The sequence below is a fragment of the Streptomyces doebereineriae genome (assembly GCF_031845645.1).
Taxonomy (GTDB): Bacteria; Actinomycetota; Actinomycetes; order Streptomycetales; family Streptomycetaceae; genus Streptomyces; species Streptomyces canus.
Genome location: NZ_JAVREZ010000004.1, coordinates 136,514 through 161,603 on the forward strand (window position 1 = coordinate 136,514; position 25,090 = coordinate 161,603).

At 69.6% G+C, this 25,090-nt stretch carries 26 protein-coding genes; 8 read left to right on the top strand and 18 right to left on the bottom strand.

Annotated features, from left to right (window positions below):
• Positions 1-25 precede the first annotated feature (25 nt).
• From RNB18_RS13530 to RNB18_RS13550, 5 genes are all read left to right on the top strand, one after another.
• Positions 26-766, top strand: coding sequence for an ABC transporter ATP-binding protein (locus RNB18_RS13530; protein WP_311714364.1), 741 nt, complete (start codon positions 26-28; stop codon positions 764-766).
• Positions 748-2,124: a hypothetical protein gene (locus RNB18_RS13535; protein ID WP_311714365.1), complete on the top strand. Its 1,377-nt coding sequence runs from the start codon at positions 748-750 to the stop codon at positions 2,122-2,124. The genes RNB18_RS13530 and RNB18_RS13535 overlap by 19 nt, the downstream gene beginning before the upstream one ends.
• An 84-nt stretch (positions 2,125-2,208) precedes the next feature.
• Positions 2,209-2,628 (top strand): VOC family protein, encoded by a 420-nt coding sequence (locus tag RNB18_RS13540; RefSeq protein ID WP_311714366.1) that lies wholly within the window; start codon positions 2,209-2,211, stop codon positions 2,626-2,628.
• A gap of 36 nt (positions 2,629-2,664) precedes the next feature.
• On the top strand, positions 2,665-3,786 hold the full coding sequence (locus RNB18_RS13545; protein ID WP_311714367.1) for an LOG family protein: 1,122 nt from the start codon (positions 2,665-2,667) through the stop codon (positions 3,784-3,786).
• 147 nt (positions 3,787-3,933) lie between these two features.
• Positions 3,934-4,626 carry an LAETG motif-containing sortase-dependent surface protein gene (locus RNB18_RS13550; RefSeq protein ID WP_311714368.1) on the top strand — a complete coding sequence of 231 codons (693 nt, stop codon included), beginning with the start codon at positions 3,934-3,936 and terminating at the stop codon, positions 4,624-4,626.
• A gap of 49 nt (positions 4,627-4,675) precedes the next feature.
• Here RNB18_RS13550 and RNB18_RS13555 read toward each other — a convergent pair whose 3' ends face one another.
• The 5 genes from RNB18_RS13555 to rlmN all read right to left on the bottom strand — a co-directional run bounded on the left by RNB18_RS13555 (position 4,676) and on the right by rlmN (position 10,461).
• Positions 4,676-5,464: a maleylpyruvate isomerase family mycothiol-dependent enzyme gene (locus tag RNB18_RS13555; RefSeq protein WP_311714369.1), complete on the bottom strand. Its 789-nt coding sequence runs from the start codon at positions 5,462-5,464 to the stop codon at positions 4,676-4,678.
• Positions 5,465-5,488: 24 nt separating this feature from the next.
• Positions 5,489-6,511 carry an ABC transporter ATP-binding protein gene (locus RNB18_RS13560; protein WP_311714370.1) on the bottom strand — a complete coding sequence of 341 codons (1,023 nt, stop codon included), beginning with the start codon at positions 6,509-6,511 and terminating at the stop codon, positions 5,489-5,491.
• Complete coding sequence (locus RNB18_RS13565) at positions 6,511-8,112, bottom strand: ABC transporter permease (RefSeq protein WP_311714759.1); 1,602 nt, start codon at positions 8,110-8,112, stop codon at positions 6,511-6,513. Before RNB18_RS13565 ends, RNB18_RS13560 begins: the two co-directional genes overlap by 1 nt.
• A gap of 44 nt (positions 8,113-8,156) precedes the next feature.
• Positions 8,157-9,227, bottom strand: coding sequence for a thiamine ABC transporter substrate-binding protein (locus RNB18_RS13570; RefSeq protein ID WP_311714371.1), 1,071 nt, complete (start codon positions 9,225-9,227; stop codon positions 8,157-8,159).
• A 127-nt stretch (positions 9,228-9,354) separates the two neighbouring features.
• Positions 9,355-10,461: a 23S rRNA (adenine(2503)-C(2))-methyltransferase RlmN gene (gene rlmN, locus RNB18_RS13575; RefSeq protein ID WP_057616579.1), complete on the bottom strand. Its 1,107-nt coding sequence runs from the start codon at positions 10,459-10,461 to the stop codon at positions 9,355-9,357.
• Between the two features lie 267 nt (positions 10,462-10,728).
• Between rlmN and RNB18_RS13580 the strand changes: the two genes are divergently transcribed.
• The gene (locus RNB18_RS13580) at positions 10,729-11,718 is read left to right on the top strand and encodes an HNH endonuclease signature motif containing protein (protein ID WP_311714372.1); all 990 of its coding nucleotides are present in this window, start codon (positions 10,729-10,731) and stop codon (positions 11,716-11,718) included.
• A gap of 288 nt (positions 11,719-12,006) precedes the next feature.
• Here the strand turns inward: RNB18_RS13580 and RNB18_RS13585 are convergent, their stop codons facing one another.
• Both RNB18_RS13585 and RNB18_RS13590 read right to left on the bottom strand, forming a co-directional pair.
• Positions 12,007-12,462, bottom strand: coding sequence for an NUDIX hydrolase (locus RNB18_RS13585; RefSeq protein WP_311714373.1), 456 nt, complete (start codon positions 12,460-12,462; stop codon positions 12,007-12,009).
• The gene (locus RNB18_RS13590) at positions 12,463-13,041 is read right to left on the bottom strand and encodes a TetR/AcrR family transcriptional regulator (RefSeq protein WP_311714374.1); all 579 of its coding nucleotides are present in this window, start codon (positions 13,039-13,041) and stop codon (positions 12,463-12,465) included.
• A 69-nt stretch (positions 13,042-13,110) separates the two neighbouring features.
• Here RNB18_RS13590 and RNB18_RS13595 point away from each other — a divergent pair, with 69 nt between their 5' ends.
• Entirely contained in the window at positions 13,111-13,704 is a 594-nt protein-coding gene (locus RNB18_RS13595; RefSeq protein WP_311714375.1) for a dihydrofolate reductase family protein, read from the top strand.
• A 318-nt stretch (positions 13,705-14,022) separates the two neighbouring features.
• On the opposite strand, the gene RNB18_RS13600 is transcribed toward RNB18_RS13595, so the two are convergent.
• From RNB18_RS13600 to rpsB, 5 genes are all read right to left on the bottom strand, one after another.
• A complete protein-coding gene (locus tag RNB18_RS13600) occupies positions 14,023-15,207 on the bottom strand; it encodes a phosphatidate cytidylyltransferase (protein ID WP_311714376.1) in 1,185 nt (394 codons plus the stop codon).
• Positions 15,207-15,764 (bottom strand): ribosome recycling factor, encoded by a 558-nt coding sequence (gene frr / locus RNB18_RS13605; protein WP_057616820.1) that lies wholly within the window; start codon positions 15,762-15,764, stop codon positions 15,207-15,209. The genes RNB18_RS13600 and frr overlap by 1 nt, the downstream gene beginning before the upstream one ends.
• Positions 15,765-15,911: 147 nt before the next feature.
• Entirely contained in the window at positions 15,912-16,670 is a 759-nt protein-coding gene (pyrH, locus tag RNB18_RS13610; protein WP_311714377.1) for a UMP kinase, read from the bottom strand.
• A 188-nt stretch (positions 16,671-16,858) separates the two neighbouring features.
• Positions 16,859-17,695 (bottom strand): translation elongation factor Ts, encoded by an 837-nt coding sequence (gene tsf, locus RNB18_RS13615; protein WP_266559017.1) that lies wholly within the window; start codon positions 17,693-17,695, stop codon positions 16,859-16,861.
• A 158-nt stretch (positions 17,696-17,853) separates the two neighbouring features.
• The gene (rpsB, locus tag RNB18_RS13620) at positions 17,854-18,810 is read right to left on the bottom strand and encodes a 30S ribosomal protein S2 (protein WP_311714378.1); all 957 of its coding nucleotides are present in this window, start codon (positions 18,808-18,810) and stop codon (positions 17,854-17,856) included.
• Positions 18,811-19,082: 272 nt separating this feature from the next.
• Between rpsB and RNB18_RS13625 the strand changes: the two genes are divergently transcribed.
• On the top strand, positions 19,083-19,655 hold the full coding sequence (locus tag RNB18_RS13625) for a murein hydrolase activator EnvC family protein (RefSeq protein WP_311714379.1): 573 nt from the start codon (positions 19,083-19,085) through the stop codon (positions 19,653-19,655).
• 87 nt (positions 19,656-19,742) lie between these two features.
• Here RNB18_RS13625 and RNB18_RS13630 read toward each other — a convergent pair whose 3' ends face one another.
• The 6 genes from RNB18_RS13630 to RNB18_RS13655 form a co-directional block, all read right to left on the bottom strand.
• A complete protein-coding gene (locus tag RNB18_RS13630) occupies positions 19,743-20,300 on the bottom strand; it encodes a TetR/AcrR family transcriptional regulator (RefSeq protein ID WP_311714760.1) in 558 nt (185 codons plus the stop codon).
• Between the two features lie 105 nt (positions 20,301-20,405).
• A complete protein-coding gene (whiG, locus tag RNB18_RS13635) occupies positions 20,406-21,248 on the bottom strand; it encodes an RNA polymerase sigma factor WhiG (RefSeq protein ID WP_057616558.1) in 843 nt (280 codons plus the stop codon).
• A 235-nt stretch (positions 21,249-21,483) separates the two neighbouring features.
• Positions 21,484-22,641, bottom strand: a complete 1,158-nt coding sequence (dprA, locus tag RNB18_RS13640) for a DNA-processing protein DprA (RefSeq protein ID WP_311714380.1) — start codon at positions 22,639-22,641, stop codon at positions 21,484-21,486.
• Entirely contained in the window at positions 22,638-24,263 is a 1,626-nt protein-coding gene (locus tag RNB18_RS13645) for a YifB family Mg chelatase-like AAA ATPase (RefSeq protein WP_311714381.1), read from the bottom strand. Before RNB18_RS13645 ends, dprA begins: the two co-directional genes overlap by 4 nt.
• Position 24,264: 1 nt before the next feature.
• Positions 24,265-24,627, bottom strand: a complete 363-nt coding sequence (locus tag RNB18_RS13650; protein ID WP_311714382.1) for a YraN family protein — start codon at positions 24,625-24,627, stop codon at positions 24,265-24,267.
• A 101-nt stretch (positions 24,628-24,728) separates the two neighbouring features.
• Positions 24,729-25,037: a DUF2469 domain-containing protein gene (locus tag RNB18_RS13655; protein ID WP_003965949.1), complete on the bottom strand. Its 309-nt coding sequence runs from the start codon at positions 25,035-25,037 to the stop codon at positions 24,729-24,731.
• Between the last annotated feature and the right edge of the window lie 53 nt (positions 25,038-25,090).

Consider the following 25,090-nt stretch of genomic DNA (forward strand, 5'->3'; position numbering starts at 1 on the left):
ACGGACCAGAACGAGGTGTACGCCCATGGAGGCCCCGCCGGACAACGATGTGCTCTGGGCACGTTCCCTGCACTTCACCCACCGCGACGGCTCGCCGGCACTGCAGGGTGTCTCCGTCGGCGTGCGCGAGGGAGAGATCCTCGCCGTGAGCGGCCCGCGCGGCAGCGGCAAGACCGCATTGCTCAGATGCCTGTCGGGACTCACCCCGGCCCAGCGCGGCGAGGTCTGGTTCAACAGCGTGCCCGTGCACACGATGGGCCCGATGACCCGCGAGCGGCTGCGCCGCGACCGCTTCGGCTGGATCGACCCGGCCCCCGCGCTCGTCCCGGAGCTCAACGCCTGGGAGAACGTCGCCCTCCCCCTCATGCTGCGCGGCACCGGCCGCAGGCGCGCCAGGACGGCCGCCCTGGAGTGGCTGGAGCGCCTCGACGTCGGCGACCGGACCGGCAGCCGCCCGCATGAGCTGACCCAGTCCGAACGCCAGCGCGTCTGCGTCGCCCGCGCCCTGGCCCCGGCCCCGTCCGTGCTGTTCGCGGACGAACCGACGGCTCCCCTGTACCGGGCGGACCGCGCGCACGTCCTGAGGACACTCACGACGGCCGCCCGCTCCCACGGCATCACCGTGGTCCTGGCGACGCACGACGCCCACACCGCAGCCCTCGCGGACCGCACGGTGACCCTCCTGGACGGACGCCGGGTGAACACCGTGCACCTGCCCCCGATGGCCGACTCGGAAGGCCGTACCGCGTGCTCGCTCTCCGTCTGATGCGGGGCGCCCGTCCCGCCGTACAGCTGCGCCGCCTCCTGGTGGCACTCGCCTCCGCGGGCACGGGCTTCCTCCTCCTGTGCGCACTCGGCCACGCGATCAGTCACCCCGGGGACCCGTCCGGCGCCCTGCTGCGCCTGGCCTGGTGTCTGACGCCCCTGGCGGCGACGGTCCACTTCGCCCTGGCGGTCGCCCGTACCGACCCGGGCACCCGCCCCCGCCCCGGCCTCGCAGCCATCGGCCTGGGCCCGGCCCGCCTGATGGCCGTATCGGCCACGACAACGGCCCTGTCCTGCACCCTCGGCTCCCTGCTGGCCCTGCTCTTCTTCCTGCACCTCCGGGGCGACTTGACGGGCATGCCCTTCGACGGAGCGGCGGCGGACTTCCTGGCGGCGGACGCCCCGCTCCCGTGGCCGGCCGCCCTGACCCTGCTGGGCCTGGTCCCGGCGATCGCGTCGGCCACGGTGGGATTCGTCCTGCGGCCACGGGACGACAGACCGGCATCGGCGAAGAGGGAGGCGCGGTCGTACGGCCGTTTCGGCGCGTACGGCAGGACGGCAGCCAGGGAGACCTTCGGCTCGTACGGCCGTTTCAGGGCGCACCGGCCCGCGGGTGGTCGTTCCGCCGGGGCCGCTCCCGACCCCGCGCGAGGGCGCACTCCGCACGCGCGGGCCGGCGAAAGCACCCTGACAGCGCCCCCCGCCACGGACGACCAGACCGAGGACCTCGGCCGAGAAGCCCTGCCCACCCCCCAGGAAGCCCCCAAAGGTCTCCCCTGGGGCATCGCCGTGCTCGCCGCGGGCCTGGCGGTGGAGGCCTACGCCAACCGGCAAGGTGCCGCCTCCGCGGCACCCCTCCCCGGCGGCCTGGCAGGCACCCCTTCCGTCCTGATCGGCTGGCTCCTCACCGCCGTAGGCCTGGCGGTCGCCGGCCCCGGTCTCACCCACCTCTGCGGCCGCCTCCTCCAGTCCACCCACCCCGGCGCCCTGCGCCTCCTCGCCGGAAGGGTCCTCATGTCGGAAGCCGCCCGCATCGGCCGCCCCCTGGGCATCGTCTGCGCGGTGACGTCCGGCGTCTACGCCATGGCCACCCTGTACGACCCGACAGACCCCGAAGTGGGCCCCCTGACCACCCTCGGCCTGCTCCTGGTGACGAGCTGCACGATCGCCACGCTCCTCACCGCCGCCGTGGAGGCCAAGCACGCGAGGTCGGACACCACCGCCGCGTTGCTCCGCCTGGGCGCCCCGGCGACCATGCTCCGCAGCGCGGCGGCCCTCCGCGCCGGCGCCCTGCTGGCCCTCTTCGGCCCGCTCACCCTGGTCGTGGCCGAGCTGGCGGCCCTCCCCCTGACCTCCTGAGAAAAAAATCACGGCCACCGATGAGTTCCGCCGCGCCCACCCGTCTACCCACCGAACAGCACGCACCCGATGGGAGAGACTCCGATGACCTCGCCGACCTACCAGCAGATGATCTTCGTGAACCTGGCCGTGAACGACCTCGACGCCTCGAAGAAGTTCTTCACCGAGCTCGGTTACTCGATCAACCCTCAGTTCAGCGACGACAACGCGGCGTCCGTCGTGATCAGCGACACCATCGTCGCGATGCTGCTGACGAAGGGGTTTTACTCGACCTTCACCAAGAAGGAGATCGCGGACGCGACGAAGACCAGCGGGGTCCTGATCGCGCTGAGCGCGGAGAGCCGCGCGAAGGTCGACGAACTGGTCGACAAGGCGATCGCCGCGGGCGGCACCCCGGCCGGCGAGACCCAGGACCACGGCTTCATGTACGGCCGCTCCTTCGACGACCTCGACGGCCACACCTGGGAGGTCGTCTGGATGGATCCGGCGACGATCCAGGGCTGAACCACTGGCCGCGACTCGGCGTGCGAGCATGGGCGGGTGCAGACGAGCCCCGCCCATGCGGCACACCACGACGACCGTGAGATCGAGACGCTGGAGGAGTTCGACGCGGTCGTACCGGCCCGCGGCACCCTCGCCGGTTTCCGCGTCCAGGCCGTCGATCTGACGGACCGGACAAGGGAGTTGCTGGCCACCGACACCGCGGGCGCCGTCTTCCTCGGCTGCCCGATGCGGGAGAACGCCGCGGCGAAGATCCGCGCGGACGGCGCCTTGGTCTTCCCGCCCGTCCCGCACCTGCCCTTCGACCCGTACCGCGGACTGCTCTACTCCCCCGACGAGTTGTTCGACGGGCTGGAGAAGGGATATGAGCAGACCCCCGACGCGCTCGCCTACGCCTGGTTCCAGCGCACCAAGGCCGACGGCGACATATACGCGTCGATGCTGCGCTCCGTCCACGACGACGCCGTCTCCGACGCCCTCGACGAACTCCTGCGCGGCACAAGGGTCGTGGGGGTCATGGGCGGTCACGCGATGGCCCGCGGCACCCGCGAATACGCCGGCGCCGCGCGCCTCGGCCGCGAACTGGCCCGCGCCGGGCTCACCGTGGCCACCGGTGGCGGTCCGGGTGCGATGGAGGCGGCCAACCTCGGCGCCTACGCGGCCCCCTTCGAGGACGCCATGCTCGACGAGGCGTGCGACATCCTCTCCGGGGCACCGTCGTTCACGCCGTCGATCTCCGACTGGGCGCGCGCCGCCTTCGAGGTCCGCGCCCGCTGGCCCCGGGGCGGCCCTTCCGTCGGCATCCCGACCTGGTTCTACGGGCACGAGCCGCCGAACGCCTTCGCCTCGCACATCGCCAAGTACTTCGCCAACGCCACCCGCGAGGACGGCCTGCTCGCCCGCTCCACCGCGGGCGTGGTCTTCCTGCCGGGCGCCGCCGGGACCGTGCAGGAGATCTTCGACAACGCGACGCCCAACTACTACGAGTCGCGTGGCGAACCCACGCCGATGGTGCTCGTGAACCGCGTCCACTGGACGGAGAAGCTGCCCACCTGGCCGCTGCTCCAGGCGCTCGCGCGGGAGCGGTCAATGGAGGCCCGAATCGCCCTTGTTGACCGGATCGAGGACGCCGGCGAGGCGCTGAAACGTCTCACACCTTAATAAGCAGGCAAAGTCAACACGTGTAGGGTCCCTGCACGTTGACACTTCTTATGCTGCGCTTATAGACCTGTGAGACTCCTGGGGACGGTGATGTCACATCACCATCCCCTCAGCCCCCCGCATTTGAGCATCCCGTGAAGGACGAACGTGGCATTTACGCCCATATCCCGCCGCACCGCCCGCGTCTCGCGCTTCCTCGGCGTCGCCGCCGCATCGACCGCGATCGTGCTCGGTGCCTCCGGCAACGCTCTTGCCTGCAACATCAATGAGTTCTCCGCCGAAGCCAAGTGCGACGGCACTCAGGGCGTCATCACCGTCACCGACGTGGACAAGACCGGCGTCGAGGCGACGGTCTCCGTGTACCTGCAGAGCAACGGCGCCGACGCGAAGAAGGTCGGCGAGCAGACGGTGAAGGGCTCCAAGGAGGGCACCACCATCACCTTCGAGGAGGACTGGGCGCCCAACGCGGTGTACCGCATCCACGTCGAGGCCCTGCCCTACATCAAGAGCTCGGACATCACGCCGAACCTGACCACCCCGGCGACCGCCTGCAAGACCGAGGACACGCCGACCCCGACGCCCACGCCCACCCCGTCGGACTCCGCCAGCACCCCGGCCGAGGAGTCCCCGACCCCGACCCCGTCGGCCTCGGAGGGCACCACCGCTCCGGCCACCGTCGAGAGCAACGCCCCGTCGGCCGCGGCCGGCGACTCCAACCTCGCCGAGACCGGTGCGAACTCCAACACCGGCCTGATCGCCGGGATCGCGATCGCCCTGGTCGCCATCGGCGGCGGCGCCGTGTTCTTCGGCCTGCGCCGTCGTGGGGCCAGCACCCGCTGACGACAGTCGTGCGTGGCCCGTCCCGGGTTCGGGGCGGGCCACACGCATGTCAGCCGAAGGTGGCCCGCTGCAGCCAGAACTCCAGCAGCTCCCGCTCCCCAAGGACCTTCAAATCCGGGCTGTCCAGGGGAAGTCGACGGTAGAAGGCGAGCATGACGGCGGTCAGCGGACCCCGCAGGGCGACGGTCGCCTTCTCGTGCCCGCGCCGCCACACGATGACCTCCTCGGTGAGCTCGATCACCCACTCGGCGTTCAGCCGAGGCGTTCCGTCGGTGGCATGCAGATGGATACTGCGCCCGGAGCCGCGCAGTTCCCTCGACTCGTCGTCCGGCATGGTCCGCTGTGCGAACTCCACGATCTGCAACCACTCGTCGATCGCGTCGGCGGCGATCTCCGGGGCCACCTCGTACGGCTGCCCGGCGGCGAGCGTGGCGTCGGCACGGTGGACCGTGAGTTCGTGTGCCATCCTGCGGGCCCAGAAGCCCGAGGTGGGGATCCCGGCCCAGGACCACACCTTGGCATCCGGCCCGGCCTCCCGCAGCGCGGCGACGAGCATCTCCCCGGTCTCCGCGAGCCAGGAGTCCAGGGCCCCGGCGTCCTCGGGCCCCTCCCCCAACGGCACCTGGTCCTCGGGCAGTTCCTCCTGGGCCCGGGTCCGCACCATCAGCTCCACCCAGCGCAGGGCGCCCCCGGTGTGCCGCACCAGCTGCTCCAGTGACCACTCCGGGCAGGTCGGCACGGTCACGGCCAGGTCGACCCCGGATGTCAGCACGTCCCTCAGCAGGCCGACTTGGTGAGCGATCTCGTCGCAGTACTGATCATGTGCGAGCAGGGTCATGCCCCGCACCCTATGTCCGGCCTGTCAGTCCAGCACAACGATTTCGGCCGGGTCGAACTCCACCCCGACCGTGTCCCCGACCTCCGGCGCCGCACGGAGCGCGCACGCGGCCTCCAACCGCGGCCCGCCCTCCCCAGGGTGCAGATGTACGGCCACGTGGGTGCCCTTGAAGGTCCGCGCGGTCACCGTGCAGCGCAGGCCCTCGTCGGCCGCCATGAGCCGTACTCCGGCCGGCCGCACCAGCACGCTCCTGACCCCCTGGGCCGCACCGGAAGGAACCGGAACCTTCCCCCACACCGTGTCCGCGACCTCACCCGCCACCGTGCCCTCGACGACGTTCTCGAAGCCGAGGAAGCGGGCCACGAACTCGTCCGCCGGCCGCTGCCACACCTCAAGTGGCGTACCGGACTGGGCGATCCGCCCGTCCCGCATCACCACGACCCGGTCGGCCAGCGCGAAGGCCTCGCCCTGGTCGTGGGTGACCGCGAGCACCGTGGTGCCCAACCGCCCGAACAGTTCCCGCAGTTCGACGACCAGTCGCTCCCGCAGCGAGCGGTCCAGCTGTCCGAGCGGCTCGTCGAGCATCAGCAATCGGGGCCGGGGCGCGAGCGCACGGGCCAGCGCGACCCGCTGCTGCTCACCGCCGGAGAGCGCGCCGACAGCGCGACGGGCGGCACCCGGAAGTCCGACGAGGTCGAGCAACTCCCGCACCCGCGCGTCCTGTTGCGCCCTCGCGGCCCCATGCATCCGCAGCCCGAAGGCCACATTGGCGCCCACGTCCCGCTGCGGAAAGAGCTGATGATCCTGGAACATCAGCCCGACCCCGCGCTTGTGCGCGGGCACCCCGCCCTGGTCACGCCCGTCGAGCAGGACCCGGCCCCGGTCGAGCGGCTGAAGGCCGGCCACGACCCGCAGCAGCGTCGACTTGCCGCTGCCGCTGGGCCCGAGCACACACACGATCTCGTGCTCGGCGACATCGAGACCGACCTCGTCGAGCACGGCCCGCCCGCCGAACCGTACCGTCGCGTCCGCAAGGCTCAGCAGCATCAGAACTCCCCGGTCCGGTCGGTCCGCAGCCGTTCGAGCACCAACAGCGCCACCGCGCACACCACCATCAGGATCGTCGAAAGGGCCATCGCCTGGCCGTAGTTGAGATCACCGGCCCGCCCGAGCAGCCGTGCCACGGCGACCGGCAGCGTCGGATTGTCGGGCCGCGCGATGAACACCGTCGCCCCGAACTCGCCCAGCGACACGGCGAAGGCGAAGCCCGCCGCGATCAGCAACGCCCGCCGCACCATGGGCAGATCGACCTCCCGCCACACCCGCCACGGCGAGGCCCCGAGCACGGCCGCGGCCTCCCGCAGCCGGTGGTCCACGGCCCGCAGCACCGGCAGCATGGTCCGCACGACGAAGGGCACCCCGACCAGCGCCTGCGCGAGCGGCACCAGGATCCAGGACTGCCTGAGGTCCAGCGGCGGCTCGTCGAGCGAGATCAGGAACCCGAAGCCGACCGTCACCGCGGACACCCCGAGCGGCAGCATCAGCAGCGCGTCGAAGCCCCGTACGAACCGGCCCGCGTCCCGCCGCGTCAGCGCGGCCGCCGCGAGGCCCCCGATCACCACCGCGATGGCGGTGGCGGCGAGGGCGTACTCCAGTGAGTTCCCGACCGCCTCGATCGGCGCGACGAGGAAGACCCCGCCGTCGCTGTGGGTCAGCGCCCGGTAGTAGCCGAAGTCGGGGGCGTCGAGGGACCGCTGCACCAGCACCGCGAGCGGCAGCACCAGGAGTACCGCGATGCTGACCACGACCCCGGCCAGCAGCCCCCACTCCCCCGCCCCTCGCGGCCGCCGGGCGGTGACGGACGCGTCCACGAGCCGCAGCGCGGTCTCCCGGCGCCGTACGGTCCACGCGTGCAGGGCGAGAACAGCGCCCACCGCGACGAACTGGATCAGCGTCAGCACCGCGGCCGTGGACAGGTCGAAGATCTCGGAGGTCTGCCGGTAGATCTCCACTTCGAGGGTCGAGAAGGTCGGCCCGCCGAGGATCTGCACCACGCCGAAGGAGGTGAAGGTGAAGAGGAACACCATGAGGGCGGCGGCGGCCACGGCGGGCCCGAGCGCGGGGAGCGTGATCGTCCGCCAGGCCCTGAGCCGGGACGCGCCCAGCATCCGCGCGGCCTCCTCCTGACGCGGATCCAGCTGGGCCCACAGTCCGCCGACGGTCCGTACGACGACCGCGTAGTTGAAGAAGACGTGCGCGAGCAGGATCGCCCACACCGTGGTGTCCAGCCGTACGCCCCACAGCTCGTCCAGCAACCCACCACGGCCGACGAGCGCCAGGAAGGCCGTACCGACGACGACGGTCGGCAGCACGAAGGGGACGGTGACCACGGCCCGCAGGATCTGCTTGCCGGGGAAGTCGAAGCGCGCGAAGACATACGCGCCGGGGAGCGCGACCAGGAGCGTGAGCACGGTGGAGGCGAGCGCCTGCCAGGTGGTGAACCACAGGACGTGCCGGATGTCCGGCTGGGTGAGGACGTCGGTGATCCTGCCGAACTGCCAGGTCCCGTCGGTCTCGAGTCCGCGCGCGACGATCGCGGAGACGGGATAGGCGAAGAAGACGGCGAAGAACGCGACGGGCACGGCCATCAGCCCGAGCCGGGTCGCCGCGTTCTTGACGCCCTTGCGGGGCCTTACTTCAGTACGAGCGAGGTCCACGACTTGACCCAGTCGTCACGGTTGTCGGCGATCTTCGCCGGGTCCATGGTCTCGGGGTCCTTGGCCTGCGGACCGTACTGCGTGAACTCGGCCGGCACCTGGGCGCCGTCCACGACCGGGTAGACGAACATGTTGAGCGGCATGTCCTGCTGGAACTCCTTGGTGAGCAGGAAGTCCAGGAGCGCCTTGCCGCCCTTGGCGTTCGCGGCGTTGCTCAGCAGTCCGGCGTACTCGATCTGCCGGAAGCAGGTGCCCTGCGCCACGCCGGTCGGGGCGGTCTTCGGCTTCGGGTCGGCGTAGATCACCTCGGCGGGCGGCGAGGAGGCGTACGACACGACGAGCGGCCGGTCGGCCTTCGCCTTCTTGCCCCCGGCGGAACCGGAGAACTCCTCGTTGTAGGCCTGCTCCCAGCCGTCGACGACCTTGACGCCGTTGGCCTTGAGCTTCTTCCAGTAGCCCTGCCACCCGTCGTCGCCGTACTTCGCGGCGCTCCCCAGGAGGAAGCCGAGCCCCGGCGAGGAGGTGGAGGCGTTCTCGGTGACGAGGAGGTCCTTGTAGGCGGGCTTGATCAGATCGTCGTACGACGTCGGCGGCTGGAGCTTGTGCTCGGTGAAGTAGGCCTTGTCGTAGTTGACGCAGATGTCGCCGGTGTCGATGGGCGTGACCTTGTCCCCGTCGACCCGGTACCCGGCCTTGATCCGATCGGCGCCCTTGGCCTCGTACGACTGGAAGAGCCCGTTGTCGAGCGCGCGCGACAGCAGGGTGTTGTCGACGCCGAAGAAGACGTCACCCTGCGGGTTGTCCTTGGTGAGGATGGCCTTGTTGACGGCCTGCCCGGCGTCGCCGTCCTCCAGGACCTTGACCTTGTAGCCGGACTTCTTCTCGAAGTCGGCGAGGACGCTCTTGGAGACGGCCCACGAGTCGTGGCTGACCAGGGTGACGCTCTTGGAGCCGGAGCTTTTGGCGTCGTCGGACGACGATCCGCACGCGGACAGCGTGACCAGGCCGAGGCCGACGACGGCAGCAAGAAACTTCTTGTTGTTCACGGTGATGACCGAACTTCCTACCCAGAATGACCTGGGCGAGGTTCAGAGGGTCTGCGGCCCGATTGCCGCACTCTCAGCGCTGTGGCGCTCCCCTGTCGGATATGAAGATGTACGTACGTCCGTCAGACTACCGCTCGGTGGCCGCGAGCTGACCACAGGCCCCGTCGATCTCCTGTCCACGGGTGTCCCGGACCGTCACCGGCACACCATGGGCGGCGATGGCCTCGACGAAGGCCTTCTCGTCCTCGGGCCGGGAGGCGGTCCACTTGGACCCGGGCGTCGGGTTCAGCGGGATCAGGTTGACGTGCACCGGCTTGCCCTTGAGCAGGCGGCCCAGCCGGTCACCGCGCCAGGCCTGGTCGTTGATGTCGCGAATCAGCGCGTACTCGATGGAGAGGCGCCGCCCCGACTTCTCGACGTACTCGAACCCGGCGTCGAGCACCTCGCGCACCTTCCACCGCGTGTTCACGGGAACGAGGGTGTCGCGCAGCTCGTCGTCGGGCGCGTGCAGGGAGATCGCGAGCCGGCACTTGAAGCCTTCGTCGGAGAACCGGTGAATGGCGGGCACGAGCCCCACGGTCGACACGGTGATGCCCCGCTGCGACAGCCCGAGCCCGTCGGGAGCGGGATCGGTGAGCGCGCGAATGGAGCCGACGACCCGCTTGTAGTTGGCGAGCGGTTCACCCATCCCCATGAAGACGATGTTGGAGAGCCGCGCGGGCCCGCCCGGCACCTCTCCGTCCCGGAGCGCCCGCATCCCGTCCACGATCTGATGCACGATCTCGGCGGTGGACAGATTGCGGTCCAGTCCCGCCTGCCCGGTGGCACAGAAGGGGCAGTTCATGCCGCAGCCCGCCTGCGAGCTGATGCACATGGTCACCCGGTCCGGATACCGCATCAGCACCGACTCCACGAGCGTCCCGTCGAACAGCCGCCACAGCGTCTTGCGCGTGGTCCCCTGGTCGGTCGACAGATGCCGTACGACGGTCATGAGCTCGGGAAGCAACGCCTCCTGAAGCTTGCCGCGCGCACCGGCCGGGATGTCGGTCCACTCCGCCGGGTCGTGCGCGTACCGCGCGAAGTAGTGCTGCGAGAGCTGCTTGGCACGAAACGGCTTCTCCCCGATCCCCGCCACGACCTCCTTGCGCTCGGCGGGCGTGAGATCGGCAAGGTGCCGCGGCGGCTTCTTGGCTCCGCGGGGGGCGACGAAAGTGAGTTCTCCGGGTGCAGGCATAACCCTTCCAGTGTGGCAGATCAACTCTGGGTGCCCAGGCCGGAGTGGGGTGTGGGTGGTCACCTGTGGGTGCCGAGTGTCGGCGTTGGCCGGCTTCGGACGGCCTAGGGACGACCCAGGGGATAAGCCTCGCGGCCCCGACTGCTAGCGCTCGGCACCGCTCGTGGCCTAGCACTTCAGGTTCAGCATCAGCTACTTCGGCTGCTGGATGTCAGTGCGGTCTGCCATGCTCCGAGTGCCATACAAGACCATGGCCTAGGGGGGCTCGTGGCCAAGAAGACGCGACAGCAGACGCGGAAAAAGAAGACCCAAAAGGGCGTTGCGATTTACCATGACATGAAGGTGTACGAGAACTTCGAGCGAAGCGCTATTCGCATTTTCGAATGCATCAAGGCAGCCGAGAAAAGATCGCCAGGCGCCCCACGGTTTCTCTACATCGACATCCAGGGACACAGGAATGAAGCGGGCGGATACGACCACGACGCCCTTGAATTGATCCAGGACTTCGCGCTCGGATTTCTTGGGGACTACCTAACGGAGATTCATACTCCCTTCTACGGTGCACGGAACCCGCGTAAGCAGAGTAATGACATTCCGGACGTCTTGCGGATCAATCATCCAGACGATGGCAGTAAGTACGGGTACGATGCCGGATCGCTAGGAATTCAGCCTCGAGAAAAGGAGCCGGTCGACAGGAAGACGGCGCCCACCGTACGGGCCATTGCCGAATATCTAGGCCTGGAGGAAGCCGCGTGCCTGGTGTGCTGGCGTAAGCCTGTTGAGCGGGCACACGTTGTCCCGACTGCGCTCGGGGGCTCGATGGATGTCAGGAATTTTGCGCTGCTGTGTTCAGACCATCACGCGGAGGCTCCGGATGTGGCTGATGCGGAGAGCTTCTGGGCGTGGATCGACTACGCAGAGCTCAGGGACAGTCCGGACAAGTGGGTGGACGCACCCGAGGAGGTGAAGGAACTTCCGCGGAGACGCAATGCCCCGACCGGAAAGGAATCCCGCGAACCTTTGTCCTTCTTTTCGGCGGTGAAGGAGGAATTGAAATCCCTCTACGGCTGGACGGATGATGATCTCGGGGCAGTAGCCTGGCCGGACCTGATGGATGAGTTCCATCGCGTCCTGGACACGGCAACAGGGCGACACTTCTCTATCGATAAAAAGGTCTCCACTTACGCCTGGGCCTATGACATCGCCCTGAGGAGGGTCAAGGGAGATGCTCGCCGTGTCGTACGTGCCAGTCCATGACGTAGGTCGGCGGAGCGGTTTTGGGCTGGAGCGGCTTTGGGGCGAGTGATCATGGCCCGTTAAGCTTCGGGTGACTCGGGCAGTCTGTGGACCTGCCCGTTAAAGCACGACGTCGGGGCCATGATCTTGGAGGCTCGCCCCAAAGTGGCTGCCCAAAGCCGTGGAGCCGACCGCCCCAGCCACAGAGGGTGTCTCCTACCTTCTGCCCCAGCCGCCGGGCGCGGGCCTTGATGAAGTAGGGAGAGTCTTATCCCGCTGGGATGAAGGTCTTCGGGCTCGGCTATGCCGCTACATCGCTCGACGCCTGGCCATGCTCTTGGTACTCCGAGGCGCTCGCCGCTCGGGCGTCGATCGCCGCAAGGAGGCGTTGGGCCAACCAAGGGATCGTCCGGTCCATGATTTCGTTCGGGGCCACGAATGTGAGCTGTTGAGTTCCTCGACCTGCGGGCGGATCCCGTCCACGGCCTCCGGAGCAAGCTCGCTGTCGCCCGCGGTAGCGCTGGGCGCCCAGTCGACGGCCAGGAGGCGGCCGAGCGTCGGCGTGATGCCGAGTTCTTCCCGTACCTCTCGGTTAGCAGCCTGCAGCGGAGACTTACCGGTCTCGACGTAGCCCCCGGAGTGTCCCAGTAGTCGGGCCGTTTCTTTCGGATCAGCGGCGGAACCAAGGGCGGGCACATGCCGCGGCCGGTCCGATCCAGCCCGCTTCCTCCGCAGCCGCCTGGGGCCATTCTGGGGCCGAGCCATCTATTCCGGTGCCACGATGCGCTCCACGGCGGCCGTCACCAGTTGTTCACGCTCTGCCTCCGTGAAGACGTCCGGCAGTGTGAGCTGCTCAACGATCAACCAGTTCAGCGTCAGGATGAGCAGCTTGACCGCCATGGCGTCGCCAGGGAGGCCGGAGGCCTCGTGATAGGCGACGTTGGCGTCGACGTCGGCCCGCACTCGTTGAGTGAGGACCTTGCGTAGTTCGGGGCGGCGCGTGGCTTCAAGGCGGAGTTCCAGCAGCGCGAGGTAACCGGTACGGAAGGAGGCGATGCGACCGACGAGTTCGCGCATCAGCTGCGCATAGGTCTCCCGGTCGCGGCCGGCCGCCTGTTGGCGGGCGATCGTCGCCTCATCAGGCTGGAGTCGCTCGTAGACCCGGGCGCCGGCCTGAGTGAGCAGGTCGTCGCGGCTGGGGAAGTAGTTGGACGCCGTGCCGGCGGGAACGGCTGCCTCGGCATCCACAGCCCGGAAAGTCAGGCCGCGTGCCCCTTCCCGGGCCAGCACCTCGATCGCCGAGTCCACGAGGGCCGCACGCCGCTGGTCGTTCCGTCTCACCATTGACACCACTCCGCATGTAGTACTACGTTCAAACCACTTCAAGTAGAGTACTACGTGTGGGGGATTACTATGCGAAAGCTCGTGTACTACGTCGGCGTCTCACTCGACGGCCGCATCGCCGGCCCCGGTGGCGAGTTCGACTTCTTCCCGCAGGGCGACGAGCAGCAGACCGCCGCCTACTCGATCTGGATGAACGCGCTGTACCCGGAGACCGTCCCGACCGCCTACCGCGCGGCCGTCGGCGTTGAAGACGCGCCCAACCGGCGTTTCGACACCGTCGTCATGGGTCTCGGTACCTACCGTCCTGCCCTCGACAACGGGATCACCAGCCCGTACGCACACCTGCGCCAGTACGTCGTGTCCAGCACCCTCAAGCCGGACACCGACCCAGCCGTCACCGTCGTGCCGAGCGACCCGCTTTCCCTCGTCCGCGAGCTCAAGGGCGAGGTGGGCGCCGGCCTGGACATCTGGCTCTGCGGGGGCGGCCGGCTCGCGGGCACCCTGCTGCCCGAGATGGACGAGCTGCTGATCAAGACGTATCCGGTCGTTGCCGGTACCGGAATCCCGGTGGTCGACGGTGCCTTCGACCCCACGGTCTTCGACGTCGCCGAGCGCACCGCCTTCCCCAACGGGGTCACCCTCACCCGCCTCACCCGCCGCTAGGCGGTTTTGATTCAGCGGTCTTCTCGTAGCGGGTGGCAATGCCGCGCCACTGCTTGAGGCGGTTGATGCCCACCCTTCGCCACTTCTGGTACCTCGGCCACGCTCCCAGCGATGACACTGCCGGTGTACGCCCACCTGATGCCGAGCAGCAGCCCGCGTGCGCGCCGGGCCCTGGATGGCGTCTTCAACATGGCCCAGGAGCTCTGACGGCCCACGGGACGGCCCGAGGATCCGCACCCCGAAGGCCGTGCGACCCCGACGACGCAGCCCCCGCCCTGAACAGGACGGGGGCCCGGAAAGCCGTACACGCGAAGTAGGTCAGCCGGAGCCCACGAACAGCACCAGCAGCAGCCACACCACCGGAGCCGTCGGCAGGAGGGAGTCCAGGCGGTCCATGATGCCGCCGTGGCCCGGCAGCAGTGTGCCCATGTCCTTGATGCCGAGGTCCCGCTTGATCATCGACTCGCCCAGGTCACCCAGCGTCGCGCTGGCCGCGACCGCGAGGCCGATGAGCAGGCCCTGCCACCAGGTGCCGTCGTCGATCAGGAACTGCATGCACAGCGCGCCCGCCACCATCGCGAACAGCACTGCTCCGGCCAGGCCCTCACGGGTCTTGCCGGGGCTGATGCGCGGCGCGAGCTTGTGGGTGCCGAAGCGCCAGCCGACGGCGTACGCGCCGGTGTCGCTGACGACGGTCAGGAGCAGGAACATCAGTACCCGGGCCGCCCCGTCCTCGGCCGTCAGCATCATCGCGACGAACGTGGCCAGGAACGGGACGTAGAACGCCGCGAAGACGCCCGCCGTGACGTCCTTGAGATAGCCCTCCGGCGGTTCCGTCATCCGCCAGACGAGGACGGCGAGTGCCGTGAGCGCCATGGCGACCCAGGCCCCCTCGGCGCCCCTGACGTACCCCGCGACGACCATCGCGGCGCCGCCGAGCGCCAGCGGCACGAGCGGCGCCTTGATGCCCTTGCGCTCCTGAAGCCTGCTGGTCAGCTCCCACAGACCCACGACCACGGCGACGGCTATCACGCCGACGAACGCGGCCTTGACGAAGAACAGCGACGCGATGATCACCGCACCGAGTCCGACCCCGACCCCTATGGCGGCACCCAGATCCCGCCCCGCGCTCTTCTTCTGCGGCGCGGGCGCCGGCTGCGAGGAGTCGGGCATGGGCTCCGGATTCTGCTTCTGCGGCGCCGCCGCGTGGGGCTGCGCCGACGTGGTCTCGTCGCGGAACCTCTCGTTCCGGAACGCCTCGTCCCGGAACTGGTCGTCCCGGAACAAGGGACCGCTCAGCCGAGCGGCCCCCCGGTCGTCATCCTGGTCGCCGCCGTATCGAGGTACAGCGGGTCCGTCGGGCACGATGGGCATGGGCCGAGTGTGCTGCGCGTCATGCGCATCGTACGCGGGACCCGCCGGGTCAGCCCCCTGAGCAGGCCCCTGGTCGGACGGCCCCCAGTACCCGGCGTGGGGCGGCGTCGCCCAGGAAGAGTCGTTCATCAGACCTCGAGAAGCTCTGCTTCCTTGTGCTTGAGGAGCTCGTCCACCTGGGCGACGTACTTGTGCGTCGCGTCGTCGAGCTCCTTCTCCGCACGGCGGCCCTCGTCCTCGCCGACCTCGCCGTCCTTGACGAGCTTGTCGATCGCGTCCTTGGCCTTGCGGCGGACCGAGCGGATGGACACGCGCGAGTCCTCGGCCTTGGCCTTGGCGACCTTGATGTAGTCGCGGCGGCGCTCCTCGGTGAGCTCGGGGAACACCACCCGGATGATGTTGCCGTCGTTGCTCGGGTTGACGCCCAGGTCGGAATCGCGGATCGCCTGTTCGATGTTGCGCAGGGCGGTCTTGTCGAACGGGGTCACCACGGCCATGCGCGGCTCCGGCACGGAGAACGAAGCCAGCTGGTTGATCGGCGTCGGCGCGCCGTAGTAGTCGGCCACGATCTTGTTGAACATCGCCGGGTGCGCACGCCCGGTGCGGATCGCGGCGAAGTCCTCCTTGGCGACCACGACGGCCTTCTCCATCTTCTCCTCGGCCTCGAGGAGGGTCTCTTCGATCACCACTTGCTCCTGCGTGTCTTGAGTAGGCCCGGCTGCTGTTCCGTGTGCGTGGGGGCGGCGGCCGGCTGCGTCGCGTCTTCTTCCTGCACGGTTCCCGACCGGCAGGACATTGTCCATCCCCCGGTCAGGGACCGGGTGTATCCCGGGTCAGTCCCGGCTGTCCTGCTCACCCACAAGCGTGCCGATCTTCTCACCCTTGACGGCGCGGGCGATATTGCCCTCCGCCAGGAGCTCGAACACCAGGATCGGAAGCTTGTTGTCGCGGCACAGCGTGACGGCGGTGGCGTCGGCGACCTTCAGGTCACGGGTGATGACCTCGCCGTATCCGAGGGCGTCGAACTTGACCGCGTCGGGGTTGGTCTTCGGGTCGGAGTCGTAGACCCCGTCCACGCCGTTCTTGCCCATGAGCAGCGCCTCGGCGTCGATCTCCAGGGCGCGCTGCGCGGCGGTGGTGTCGGTGGAGAAGTACGGCATGCCCATACCGGCGCCGAAGATGACCACGCGGCCCTTCTCCAGGTGGCGCACGGCACGCAGCGGGATGTACGGCTCGGCGACCTGGCCCATGGTGATGGCGGTCTGCACCCGGCTGTCGATGCCCTCCTTCTCCAGGAAGTCCTGGAGGGCGAGGCAGTTCATCACGGTGCCGAGCATGCCCATGTAGTCCGAGCGGGCGCGGTCCATGCCGCGCTGCTGGAGTTCGGCACCGCGGAAGAAGTTGCCGCCACCGATGACGACGGCGATCTCGGCACCGTCCCGGACGACGGCGGCGATCTCACGGGCGATCTTGTGCACCACGTCGGGGTCCACACCCAGGCCCCCGCCACCGGCGAACGCCTCTCCGGACAGCTTCAGCAGAAACCGGCCGCGCACATTGCCGTCGTCGCTCTTCTGGGCCTTGGTGGTCATGGGGATCCCGCCTCTTTCACCTGTTGCACATACGAAGAAGGCCATTGCCGGTGGGAACTGGTTCGCATCCCATGCGCGGCAATGGCCTCCTCGTCAGATCTGCTGTCGTCCGCCACGCGCGTGCGTGGCGGCGTACCGGACGACTGCTGACGACCCTATAGGGCCCGCGCGTCGCTCGCGGTACGGACTCAGATGCCGACCTTGATGCGCGTGAAGCGCTTCAGGGTGACACCGGCCTCGTCCAGAACCTTCTGGACCGACTTCTTGTTGTCGAGCGCGTACGGCTGACCGAGCAGCGTGGCGTCCTTGAAGAAGCCGTTGAGGCGACCCTCGACGATCTTCGGCAGGGCGGCCTCGGGCTTGCCCTCGGCGCGGGTGGTCTCCTCGGCGACGCGACGCTCGGACTCGACGACCTCGGCCGGCACGTCCTCCTTGGAGAGGTACTTCGGCGCGAAGGCGGCGATGTGCTGGGCGACACCGCGGGCGACCTCGGCGTTGGGCTTGTCCAGCTCGACGAGGACACCGATCTGCGGGGGCAGGTCGGGCATCGTGCGGTGCATGTACGCGGTCACGAAGCCGTCGGCGAACTGCGCGAAGCGGTCCAGGACGATCTTCTCGCCGAGGTTGGCGTTGGCCTCGTCCACGAACGCCTGGACGGTCTTGCCGGCCTCGATCTCGGAGGAGAGCAGGGCATCCAGGTCGGCCGGGGAGGTCGCGGCGACGTGCTGCGCGATCTTGTCGGCGACGGCCTGGAACTTCTCGCCCTTGGCGACGAAGTCCGTCTCGCACTTGAGCTCGACGAGGACGCCGGAGGAGTTGTCGTCGGCGATGATCGAGACCACGGCGCCGTTCTCGGCGGAGCGGCCCTCGCGCTTGGCGACGCCCTTCTGGCCCTTGATCCGGAGCGCCTCGACTGCCTTCTCGACGTCGCCCGCGGCCTCGTCCAGCGCCTTCTTGCAGTCCATCATGCCGGCGCCCGTGAGCTCACGGAGCTTCTTGACGTCGGCGGCGGTGTAGTTCGCCATGAGTCTGTGAATCTTTCTCGAAGTCTGGAAGATCGAAGATCTACGGGGTCCACGGCCCCCATTCAGCCGGGGGCCGCCGACTCTCCGCTGACCTACGGGTGAACGGCGGGAGCGGAGTTCATGCCCCCGCTCCCGCCGTCACCCCTGACGCTGACGGATCAGGCCTGCTCGGCGTCCGCGGCCGGAGCGGCCTCGGCGGCGGGCGCCTCCTCGGCGGGCGCCTCAGCCGGGGCCTCGGCAGCGGGGGCCTCAGCCTCGGCGGCGGGGGCCTCGGCAGCAGGAGCCTCGGTGGCCTCCGCGGCCGGAGCGGCCTCGGCGGCGGGCGCCTCGTCGGCCTTCTTCTCGCCACCCTCGAGCAGGTCGCGCTCCCACTCGGCGAGCGGCTCGCCCGCGGCCTTCTCGCCCTTGTCACCGGTGGCGACACGAGAGCGGGAGATGAGGCCCTCGGCGACCGCGTCCGCGATCACACGGGTGAGCAGGGTGACGGAGCGGATCGCGTCGTCGTTGCCCGGGATCTTGTAGTCGACCTCGTCGGGGTCGCAGTTGGTGTCGAGGATGGCGACGACCGGGATGTTGAGCTTCCGGGCCTCGCCGACCGCGATGTGCTCCTTCTTGGTGTCCACGATCCAGACGGCGCTGGGCACCTTGGACATCTCGCGGATACCACCGAGGGTCTTCTCCAGCTTGGCCTTCTCGCGCGAGAGCACGAGAAGCTCCTTCTTGGTCAGACCCGACGCGGCGACGTCCTCGAAGTCGATCTGCTCGAGCTCCTTGAGGCGCTGCAGACGCTTGTAGACGGTCGAGAAGTTGGTGAGCATGCCGCCCAGCCAGCGCTGGTTGACGTAGGGCATGCCGACGCGGGTGGCCTGCTCGGCGATGGCCTCCTGCGCCTGCTTCTTCGTGCCGACGAACATGACCGTGCCGCCGTGGGCGACGGTCTCCTTGACGAACTCGTAGGCGCGGTCGATGTACGACAGCGACTGGAGCAGGTCGATGATGTAGATGCCGTTGCGCTCCGTGAAGATGAACCGCTTCATCTTCGGGTTCCAACGACGGGTCTGGTGACCGAAGTGGACGCCGCTTTCCAGCAGCTCCCGCATCGTGACGACGGCCATGGCCGTTCTCCTTGGTGTTCTCGGTTGTGCCGCGCGCGCCGGATGGCACTCGCGCCTGACGCCCGCGATGCGCCTTGCCACTAGGGACCGAGAGGCGCTGACACCGGCTGTTTGAGGGCCAGATGTCGGGGCGTGCGAAGTCGACCCGGTGACCCGGATCGCCAGAAGAAGTGTACGGGACCCGCGAGGTACCGGGTGACGCCGTTGTCCACAACCCGGGAGTGGTCCACAGGTCCCGGCCATGACCGGGTCAGGTGCGGGACGGTTTCCGCATGCGAGCGAAGCGATACGGGCGATGCGGTACGTGGCTGGTGCTGGGGTTTCTGCTGCTGTTGACGGCGCCGGCGCCCACACCCCGGCCGCCCTTTCTCACCCCGACGGCCACCGACACCTCGGTCCCGGCGATCGGCCGCGCCTGGCCCGTGGGCGCCCGTCCGACGGTTCTGCGCGGCTGGGAGCCCCCGGCGACGGTGTACGGCCGCGGCCACCGGGGCGTGGACCTGGCGGCGCCTCCCGGAAGCCCGGTACGAGCGGTGGCGCCGGGCCGGGTGTCCTTCGCGGGGCGGGTGGCGGGGAAGGGTGTGGTCTCGGTGGAACTGACGGGAACTGACCTTCGAACGACCTACGAACCGGTGACGGCGTCGGTGAAGAAGGGCGCCGAAGTGGCGCCGGGCGAGGTGATGGGCACAGTTGAACCGACGGGCTCCCACTGCACGACCACCTGTGTGCACTGGGGCTTACGGAGGGGCGAGACCTACCTGGATCCCCTGTCCCTGCTCCCGCCCTGGCTGCTGCGCAGGGGTCCGTCGAGACTGCTCCCGGTACTGGACGTCCCGCTGCCCTGACCGCGGGCAGCAGCCGCCTGGTGCGGCTCCCGACCCACAGAGGCGGCTTCGCAAGCGCGGGCACGCGAAACCCGCGCCCACCCGGCCTCAGCCCCGCACACCCCGCAGCGCCATGGAAACCGCGGCCTCGGTGATCACGGACGGTTCCTCCGCGGCCCCCAGCTCGATCCTGCGCACCGCCGCATCCACAACGCCCTGCACCAACATCGCCGCCAGCCGAGGCTGTTCATGCCCCATCTCGCCGAGCGCCTCGACGATCATCGCCACCAGCCCCCCGTGCGCCGCCCGGATCTTCTCCCGGGCCCCCGCGTCCAGCTCACTCGCGGAGATGGCCACGACAGCCCGGTGCCGCCGGTCCCCCACCAGCGCCAGCTGCCGGCGCACATACGCCTCGACCCTGGCCTCGGGGGCCTCCGCCGCGGCCATCGCCGCCGAGACCTCCGCGGCCCAGACGGGGAAGTCGACCGCGCACAGCTCCTCGACCACGGCGGCCCGCGACCGGAAGTACTCGTACACGGACGACCGCGCGAGCCCCGTCCGCTCGGCGAGAGCCGGGAAGGTCAGCGCCTCCGTCCCGCCCTCGGACAGCAAAGACCGAGCCGCGTCCAGCAGGGCGGCTCGCTGCATCGACCGGTGCTCGGCCACGGAGGCCGCTCGAATCCTTGGCACGTCAACCACTGTACGGACGCACCACTGCGGACGGGAGTCACTCCACCCGACCAGCCGTGACCGAGAGGCCGTACGGCCAGGTCAGCGACCGAAACTGGCCAGCTTGGCCCGCAGTTGCAGCACGGACTTGGTGTGGATCTGGCTGACCCGGCTCTCGGTCACGCCCAGCACGTTCCCGATCTCCGCGAGGGTGAGCCCCTCGTAGTAGTACAGGGTGACGACGGTCTTCTCGCGCTCGGGCAGCGTGTTGATGGCCCGCGCCAGGAACCGTCTGAGCTCCCGGTCCTCGGCGACCTCCACGGGGTTGTCCGCGGCGGTGTCCTCCAGGGTGTCCATGAGACTCAGCCGGTCGCCGCCCTCGCCCCCGACATGCAGCAGCTCCTCCAGCGCCACCACGTTGGCCAGCGACAACTGGCTGAAGACCGCGTGAAGATCGTCCACCGCGATCCCCAGCTCGCCGGCGACCTCCCCCTCCGTGGGCGTCCGCCTGAGCCGCGCCTCCAGCGTCGCGTACGCCCGCTCGACGTTGCGCGCCTTCTGCCGCACGGACCGGGGGATCCAGTCCAGCGCCCGCAGTTCGTCGATCATCGCGCCCCGGATCCGGGTGATCGCGTACGTCTCGAACTTGATCTCCCGGTCGATGTCGAACTTCTCGATCGCGTCGATGAGCCCGAAGACCCCCGAGGACACGAAGTCCGCCTGCTCGACATTGGGAGGCAGCCCGACGCTCACCCGCCCGGCCACGTACTTCACGAGCGGCGAGTAGTGCAGGATCAGCTGCTCACGCAGCCGCTCGTCTCCCGTCGCCTTGTACGACCGCCACAGCTCGTCGAGCGTCGAGGGAGCGGGCGGCCGCACGCTGCCACCGTCACGGGCGGCTGGGGGGATCGCCGCCCGGTCGGACCCGGAAGTGTGCTGGGGCATTCGTCGCCTTGTGCCGTTCTGCCGTGAAGTAACGTGAAGTGCGTCGGAATCCCCGTGAGCGTAGCGTGACTGAAGAGTCGCAGTGCGCAAACAGCGTGGCCGAGTGCATGCGCAGATGCGTTCCGCCGACCGCTCTCCCGGGGCACAGGCATCACCCTGTGTGATCACCGGAACACTCCAACTGCGGGAAACCGCAAGGGCTTCGGGCCTCGCCCGGACGGCCGAACACGCTCGGTCAACGCGGGCCGCGACCACCCCGGACGGAGATCATCGCCTGGCGTGTCAACTTCCAGCTGTCGCCGTGTCGTTCGACGTAACCAAGTGCACGGAGTTCGTACAGTCTCGCGATGGCGTCGTCCCGCGTCGTCTGCGCCCCGCGCGCGATCTCCTCCACACCGGCCTCCCGCCGACCGGGCAGCGCGGACAGCACCCTCCGTGCCGCCGGGGCCAGCAGATCGCGCGGCAGCACGGGCCCGCGCCGGTCCGGGGCCAGCTCCCCCATGTCGCCGACCAGCTCCACGACTTCCGCCGCGTCCGTGACCAGCGTGGCGTCCCCGCGCAGCAGCTCGTGCACTCCGGCCGACAGGCTGCTGGTGGCCGGCCCGGGCACTCCTATCGTGTGACGGCCCAACCGCTGCGCCGCACGCGCGGTGACCAGCGAGCCGCTGCGGTGGGCGGCCTCGACGACCACGGTGCCCCGGGTGAGGGCGGCGATCACCCTGTTGCGCAGCACGAATCTGCTGGGCGTCGGATGATCGCCGGGCGGCAACTCCCCGATCACCAGACCCTGTTCCGCGATCCTGGTGATCAACTGGGTGTGTCCGCGTGGGTAGGGCCGGTCGACCCCGCAGGCCAGGACGGCCACGGTGGCGCCGCCTGCGCCGAGAGCACCGCGGTGGGCGGCGCCGTCGACCCCGTACGCCCCGCCGGACACGACGACCCAGCCGCGCTCGGCGAGCCCGGTGCCGAGGGTGGCCGCCATATGGGCCCCGTACTCGGTACAGGCCCGGGCCCCCACGAGGGCGACGGACCTCAATGCCCACATCCGCAGGCTGGGCAGCCCCCGCACCCACAGTCCGATCGGCCGCGCGTCTCCGAGATCGTCGAGCTGCCCCGGCCACTCGGCGCTCCCGGGCACGACAAAGCGCGCACCGGCGTCGTGGGCGACGGCCAGATCCCGGCGGGGCTCTGCCACCCTGGCCCGGGCCCGCAACCCACTCCACCGCTTCTCACTCACGCCGGGCAACGGCTTGCCGGACCCCCGTAACCACGAGGCGACCTCCCCCGCACCCCACTCCCGAATCCACCGCCCGCCGACCTCGTCCCCGGGCTCGACGACCCGAGCGAGGAAGACGCGGTCGAGCAGCTCGCCGTCTGGTTCGTCGGCGGTCATGTCAGCGCCCCGATGGCCATGGGCACTCCCCGGGGCACTCCGGTGCGCAGTTGCAGCGCCAGGGCGACGTCCGTCGCGTCCGGACGGTCGTGTCCGGCAAGGTCCGCGACCGTCCAGGCGACACGCAGGACGCGGTCGAGCCCACGGGCGGTCAGGACGCCCCGCTCCAGATTGCGCTCGGCCTCGTCCATCGCCCCGGACACGGCGTGCCAGCGGCTTCGCAGCTCGCGCCCGGGCACATCGCTGTTGGTCCGCCACGGGGTGCCCGCGAAGCGCATCGCCGCCCGTTCCCTGGCGGCCCGTACCCGGTCGGCGACCACGGCGGTCGACTCGCCCCGGGCTCCGCGTCCGGCAAGCTGGTCACGCGTGACCCGGTCCACCTGCACCCGCAGGTCGACCCGGTCGAGCAGCGGACCGGAGAGCCGGGCTTGGTAGCGCCGGATCGCCGAGGGCGGGCACTCGCAGAAGTCGTCGGTCTGCGAGAAGCGGCCGCAGGGGCAGGGATTCGCCGCGAGCACCATCAGGAACCTCGCCGGAAACCGCACCACGCCCGCGCTGCGCGCGATCACCACGTGCCCCGCCTCCAGCGGCTGCCGCAGCGCGTCGAGGGCCTGGGTGTTGAACTCGGGTGTCTCGTCCAGAAAGAGCACGCCTCGATGGGACAGCGACACCGCGCCGGGACGGGCGATACCGGGTCCGCCGCCGACGAGGGCCTGCATGGTGGCCGAGTGGTGCGGCGCGCAGTAGGGGGCGACATCGATCAGGGGCTTGCCCGGCGGCAGCAGACCCGCCACCGAGTGCACCGCCGTCACCTCGAGCGACTCCTCCCGGGCCAGCCGGGGCAGGATCGCGGGCAGCCGCTCCGCGAGCATCGTCTTGCCCGCGCCGGGCGGGCCCTCCAGGAACAGGTGATGGCCCCCGGCCGCCGCCACCTCCACCGCGGTCCGCGCCGAGATCTGGCCGACGACGTCGGCCAGGTCGTGACCGTGGTCCTGCTGCGCCGCTCCGGAGCTGTGCATGCCGGTGGCGGCGCCCGTGCCCGGCACACGCAGGCCGGCCAGCAGCGGATCGGGACGGCCCGGCTCGTCGGGTTCCTCGTCGGGCACCGGCTCGTCCGCGAGGACCGCGATCAGCTGCCGCAGAGTGCGGACGCCGAGCACGGAGACCCCGGGCACCAGCGAAGCCTCGGCTGCGGCGCACTCCGGCACCACGACCTGCTCATAGCCGGCGTCCGCGGCGGCCAGTACCGCGGGCAGGATGCCCCGGACCGGCCGCACCCGGCCGTCCAGCCCCAGCTCTCCGATCATCACGATGTCGGCGAGCACACGCGGGTCGATCCGCTCGGAGGCGCCCAGCACGGCACAGGCGACGGCAAGGTCGAATCCCGAACCCGCCTTCGGCACCGATGCCGGACTGAGCCCCACCGTGAGCTTCTTCTGGGGCCATTCACCGCCCGAGTTCACGACGGCCGCCCGAACCCGGTCCCGGCTCTCCGTCAAGCTCTTGTCCGGCAACCCCACCAAGGTGAACGCCGCCACCCCGGGCTCCAGGTCCGCCTGGACCTCGACCACGACTCCCTCGACGCCCACCAGCGCCACCGAGCACGTACGAGCGAAACCCATCTCAGGCCACCCCCCGCGCATGCTCGACCACGGGCGCGCCGCGCTGCGGCAGGACCACACCCACCAGATCGATGCGGACGCCTCCCGGTGGCGCACCGCCGTGGGCGTGGATCCAGCAGGCGGCGAGGCCCCGCAGGCGCTCCGCCTTCTCGGGGGTCACCGCGGCCATGGGGTGCCCGAAGGCACCCGCCCGCCGTGTCTTGACCTCGCAGACGACCAGGACCTCGCCGTCCCGCGCCACGATGTCGATCTCGCCCGTCCTGCCACAGCGCCAGTTGCGCTCCAGGACCGTCATCCCGGCCTCGGTCAGCCGCCTCGCGGCCAGACTCTCGCCGTACTTGCCGAGTGCACTGCGTGCGTTCATGTCGGCACCACCTCCGGCGCCAACGATCACGCACCCCCGTCCACCGAGTTGATCTTGGTGGACTACTCACCGGTTGTGGAAAACCGGGTCACCCGCAAGCGTCACCCGCCCGGCAACTCCAGGTCACTCTTGTTCAGCTCCTCGATGTTCACGTCCTTGAACGTCAACACCCGGACCTGTTTCACGAAGCGAGCCGGCCGATACATGTCCCACACCCACGCATCCGCCATGGACACCTCGAAGAACACTTCGCCCTGGACCGAGTGCACCTGCATCTCGTAGTCGTTGGTCAGGTAGAAGCGCCGCTCGGTCTCGATCACGTATTTGAACAGACCGACGACATCGCGGTACTCCCGGTAGAGCTTGAGCTCCATCTCGGTCTCGTACTTCTCGAGGTCCTCGGCGCTCATGGCATGTTCCCCTTCAGCCGTGCGATCCCACCATTGTGCGCCAGTCCCGTCAG

Bases quoted from the DNA above. Each gene is read 5' to 3' on its own strand.
- RNB18_RS13530 (WP_311714364.1), top strand. From the start codon at position 26: ATGGAGGCCCCGCCGGACAACGATGTGCTCTGGGCACGTTCCCTGCAC.
- RNB18_RS13540 (WP_311714366.1), top strand. From the start codon at position 2,209: ATGACCTCGCCGACCTACCAGCAGATGATCTTCGTGAACCTGGCCGTG.
- RNB18_RS13555 (WP_311714369.1), bottom strand. From the start codon at position 5,464: ATGACCCTGCTCGCACATGATCAGTACTGCGACGAGATCGCTCACCAA.
- RNB18_RS13560 (WP_311714370.1), bottom strand. From the start codon at position 6,511: ATGCTGCTGAGCCTTGCGGACGCGACGGTACGGTTCGGCGGGCGGGCC.
- RNB18_RS13565 (WP_311714759.1), bottom strand. From the start codon at position 8,112: ATGGCCGTGCCCGTCGCGTTCTTCGCCGTCTTCTTCGCCTATCCCGTC.
- rlmN (WP_057616579.1), bottom strand. From the start codon at position 10,461: ATGCCTGCACCCGGAGAACTCACTTTCGTCGCCCCCCGCGGAGCCAAG.
- RNB18_RS13585 (WP_311714373.1), bottom strand. From the start codon at position 12,462: ATGGCTCGGCCCCAGAATGGCCCCAGGCGGCTGCGGAGGAAGCGGGCT.
- RNB18_RS13590 (WP_311714374.1), bottom strand. From the start codon at position 13,041: ATGGTGAGACGGAACGACCAGCGGCGTGCGGCCCTCGTGGACTCGGCG.
- RNB18_RS13595 (WP_311714375.1), top strand. From the start codon at position 13,111: ATGCGAAAGCTCGTGTACTACGTCGGCGTCTCACTCGACGGCCGCATC.
- RNB18_RS13600 (WP_311714376.1), bottom strand. From the start codon at position 15,207: ATGAACGACTCTTCCTGGGCGACGCCGCCCCACGCCGGGTACTGGGGG.
- pyrH (WP_311714377.1), bottom strand. From the start codon at position 16,670: ATGACCACCAAGGCCCAGAAGAGCGACGACGGCAATGTGCGCGGCCGG.
- tsf (WP_266559017.1), bottom strand. From the start codon at position 17,695: ATGGCGAACTACACCGCCGCCGACGTCAAGAAGCTCCGTGAGCTCACG.
- rpsB (WP_311714378.1), bottom strand. From the start codon at position 18,810: ATGGCCGTCGTCACGATGCGGGAGCTGCTGGAAAGCGGCGTCCACTTC.
- RNB18_RS13625 (WP_311714379.1), top strand. From the start codon at position 19,083: ATGCGAGCGAAGCGATACGGGCGATGCGGTACGTGGCTGGTGCTGGGG.
- whiG (WP_057616558.1), bottom strand. From the start codon at position 21,248: ATGCCCCAGCACACTTCCGGGTCCGACCGGGCGGCGATCCCCCCAGCC.
- dprA (WP_311714380.1), bottom strand. From the start codon at position 22,641: ATGACCGCCGACGAACCAGACGGCGAGCTGCTCGACCGCGTCTTCCTC.
- RNB18_RS13645 (WP_311714381.1), bottom strand. From the start codon at position 24,263: ATGGGTTTCGCTCGTACGTGCTCGGTGGCGCTGGTGGGCGTCGAGGGA.
- RNB18_RS13650 (WP_311714382.1), bottom strand. From the start codon at position 24,627: ATGAACGCACGCAGTGCACTCGGCAAGTACGGCGAGAGTCTGGCCGCG.
- RNB18_RS13655 (WP_003965949.1), bottom strand. From the start codon at position 25,037: ATGAGCGCCGAGGACCTCGAGAAGTACGAGACCGAGATGGAGCTCAAG.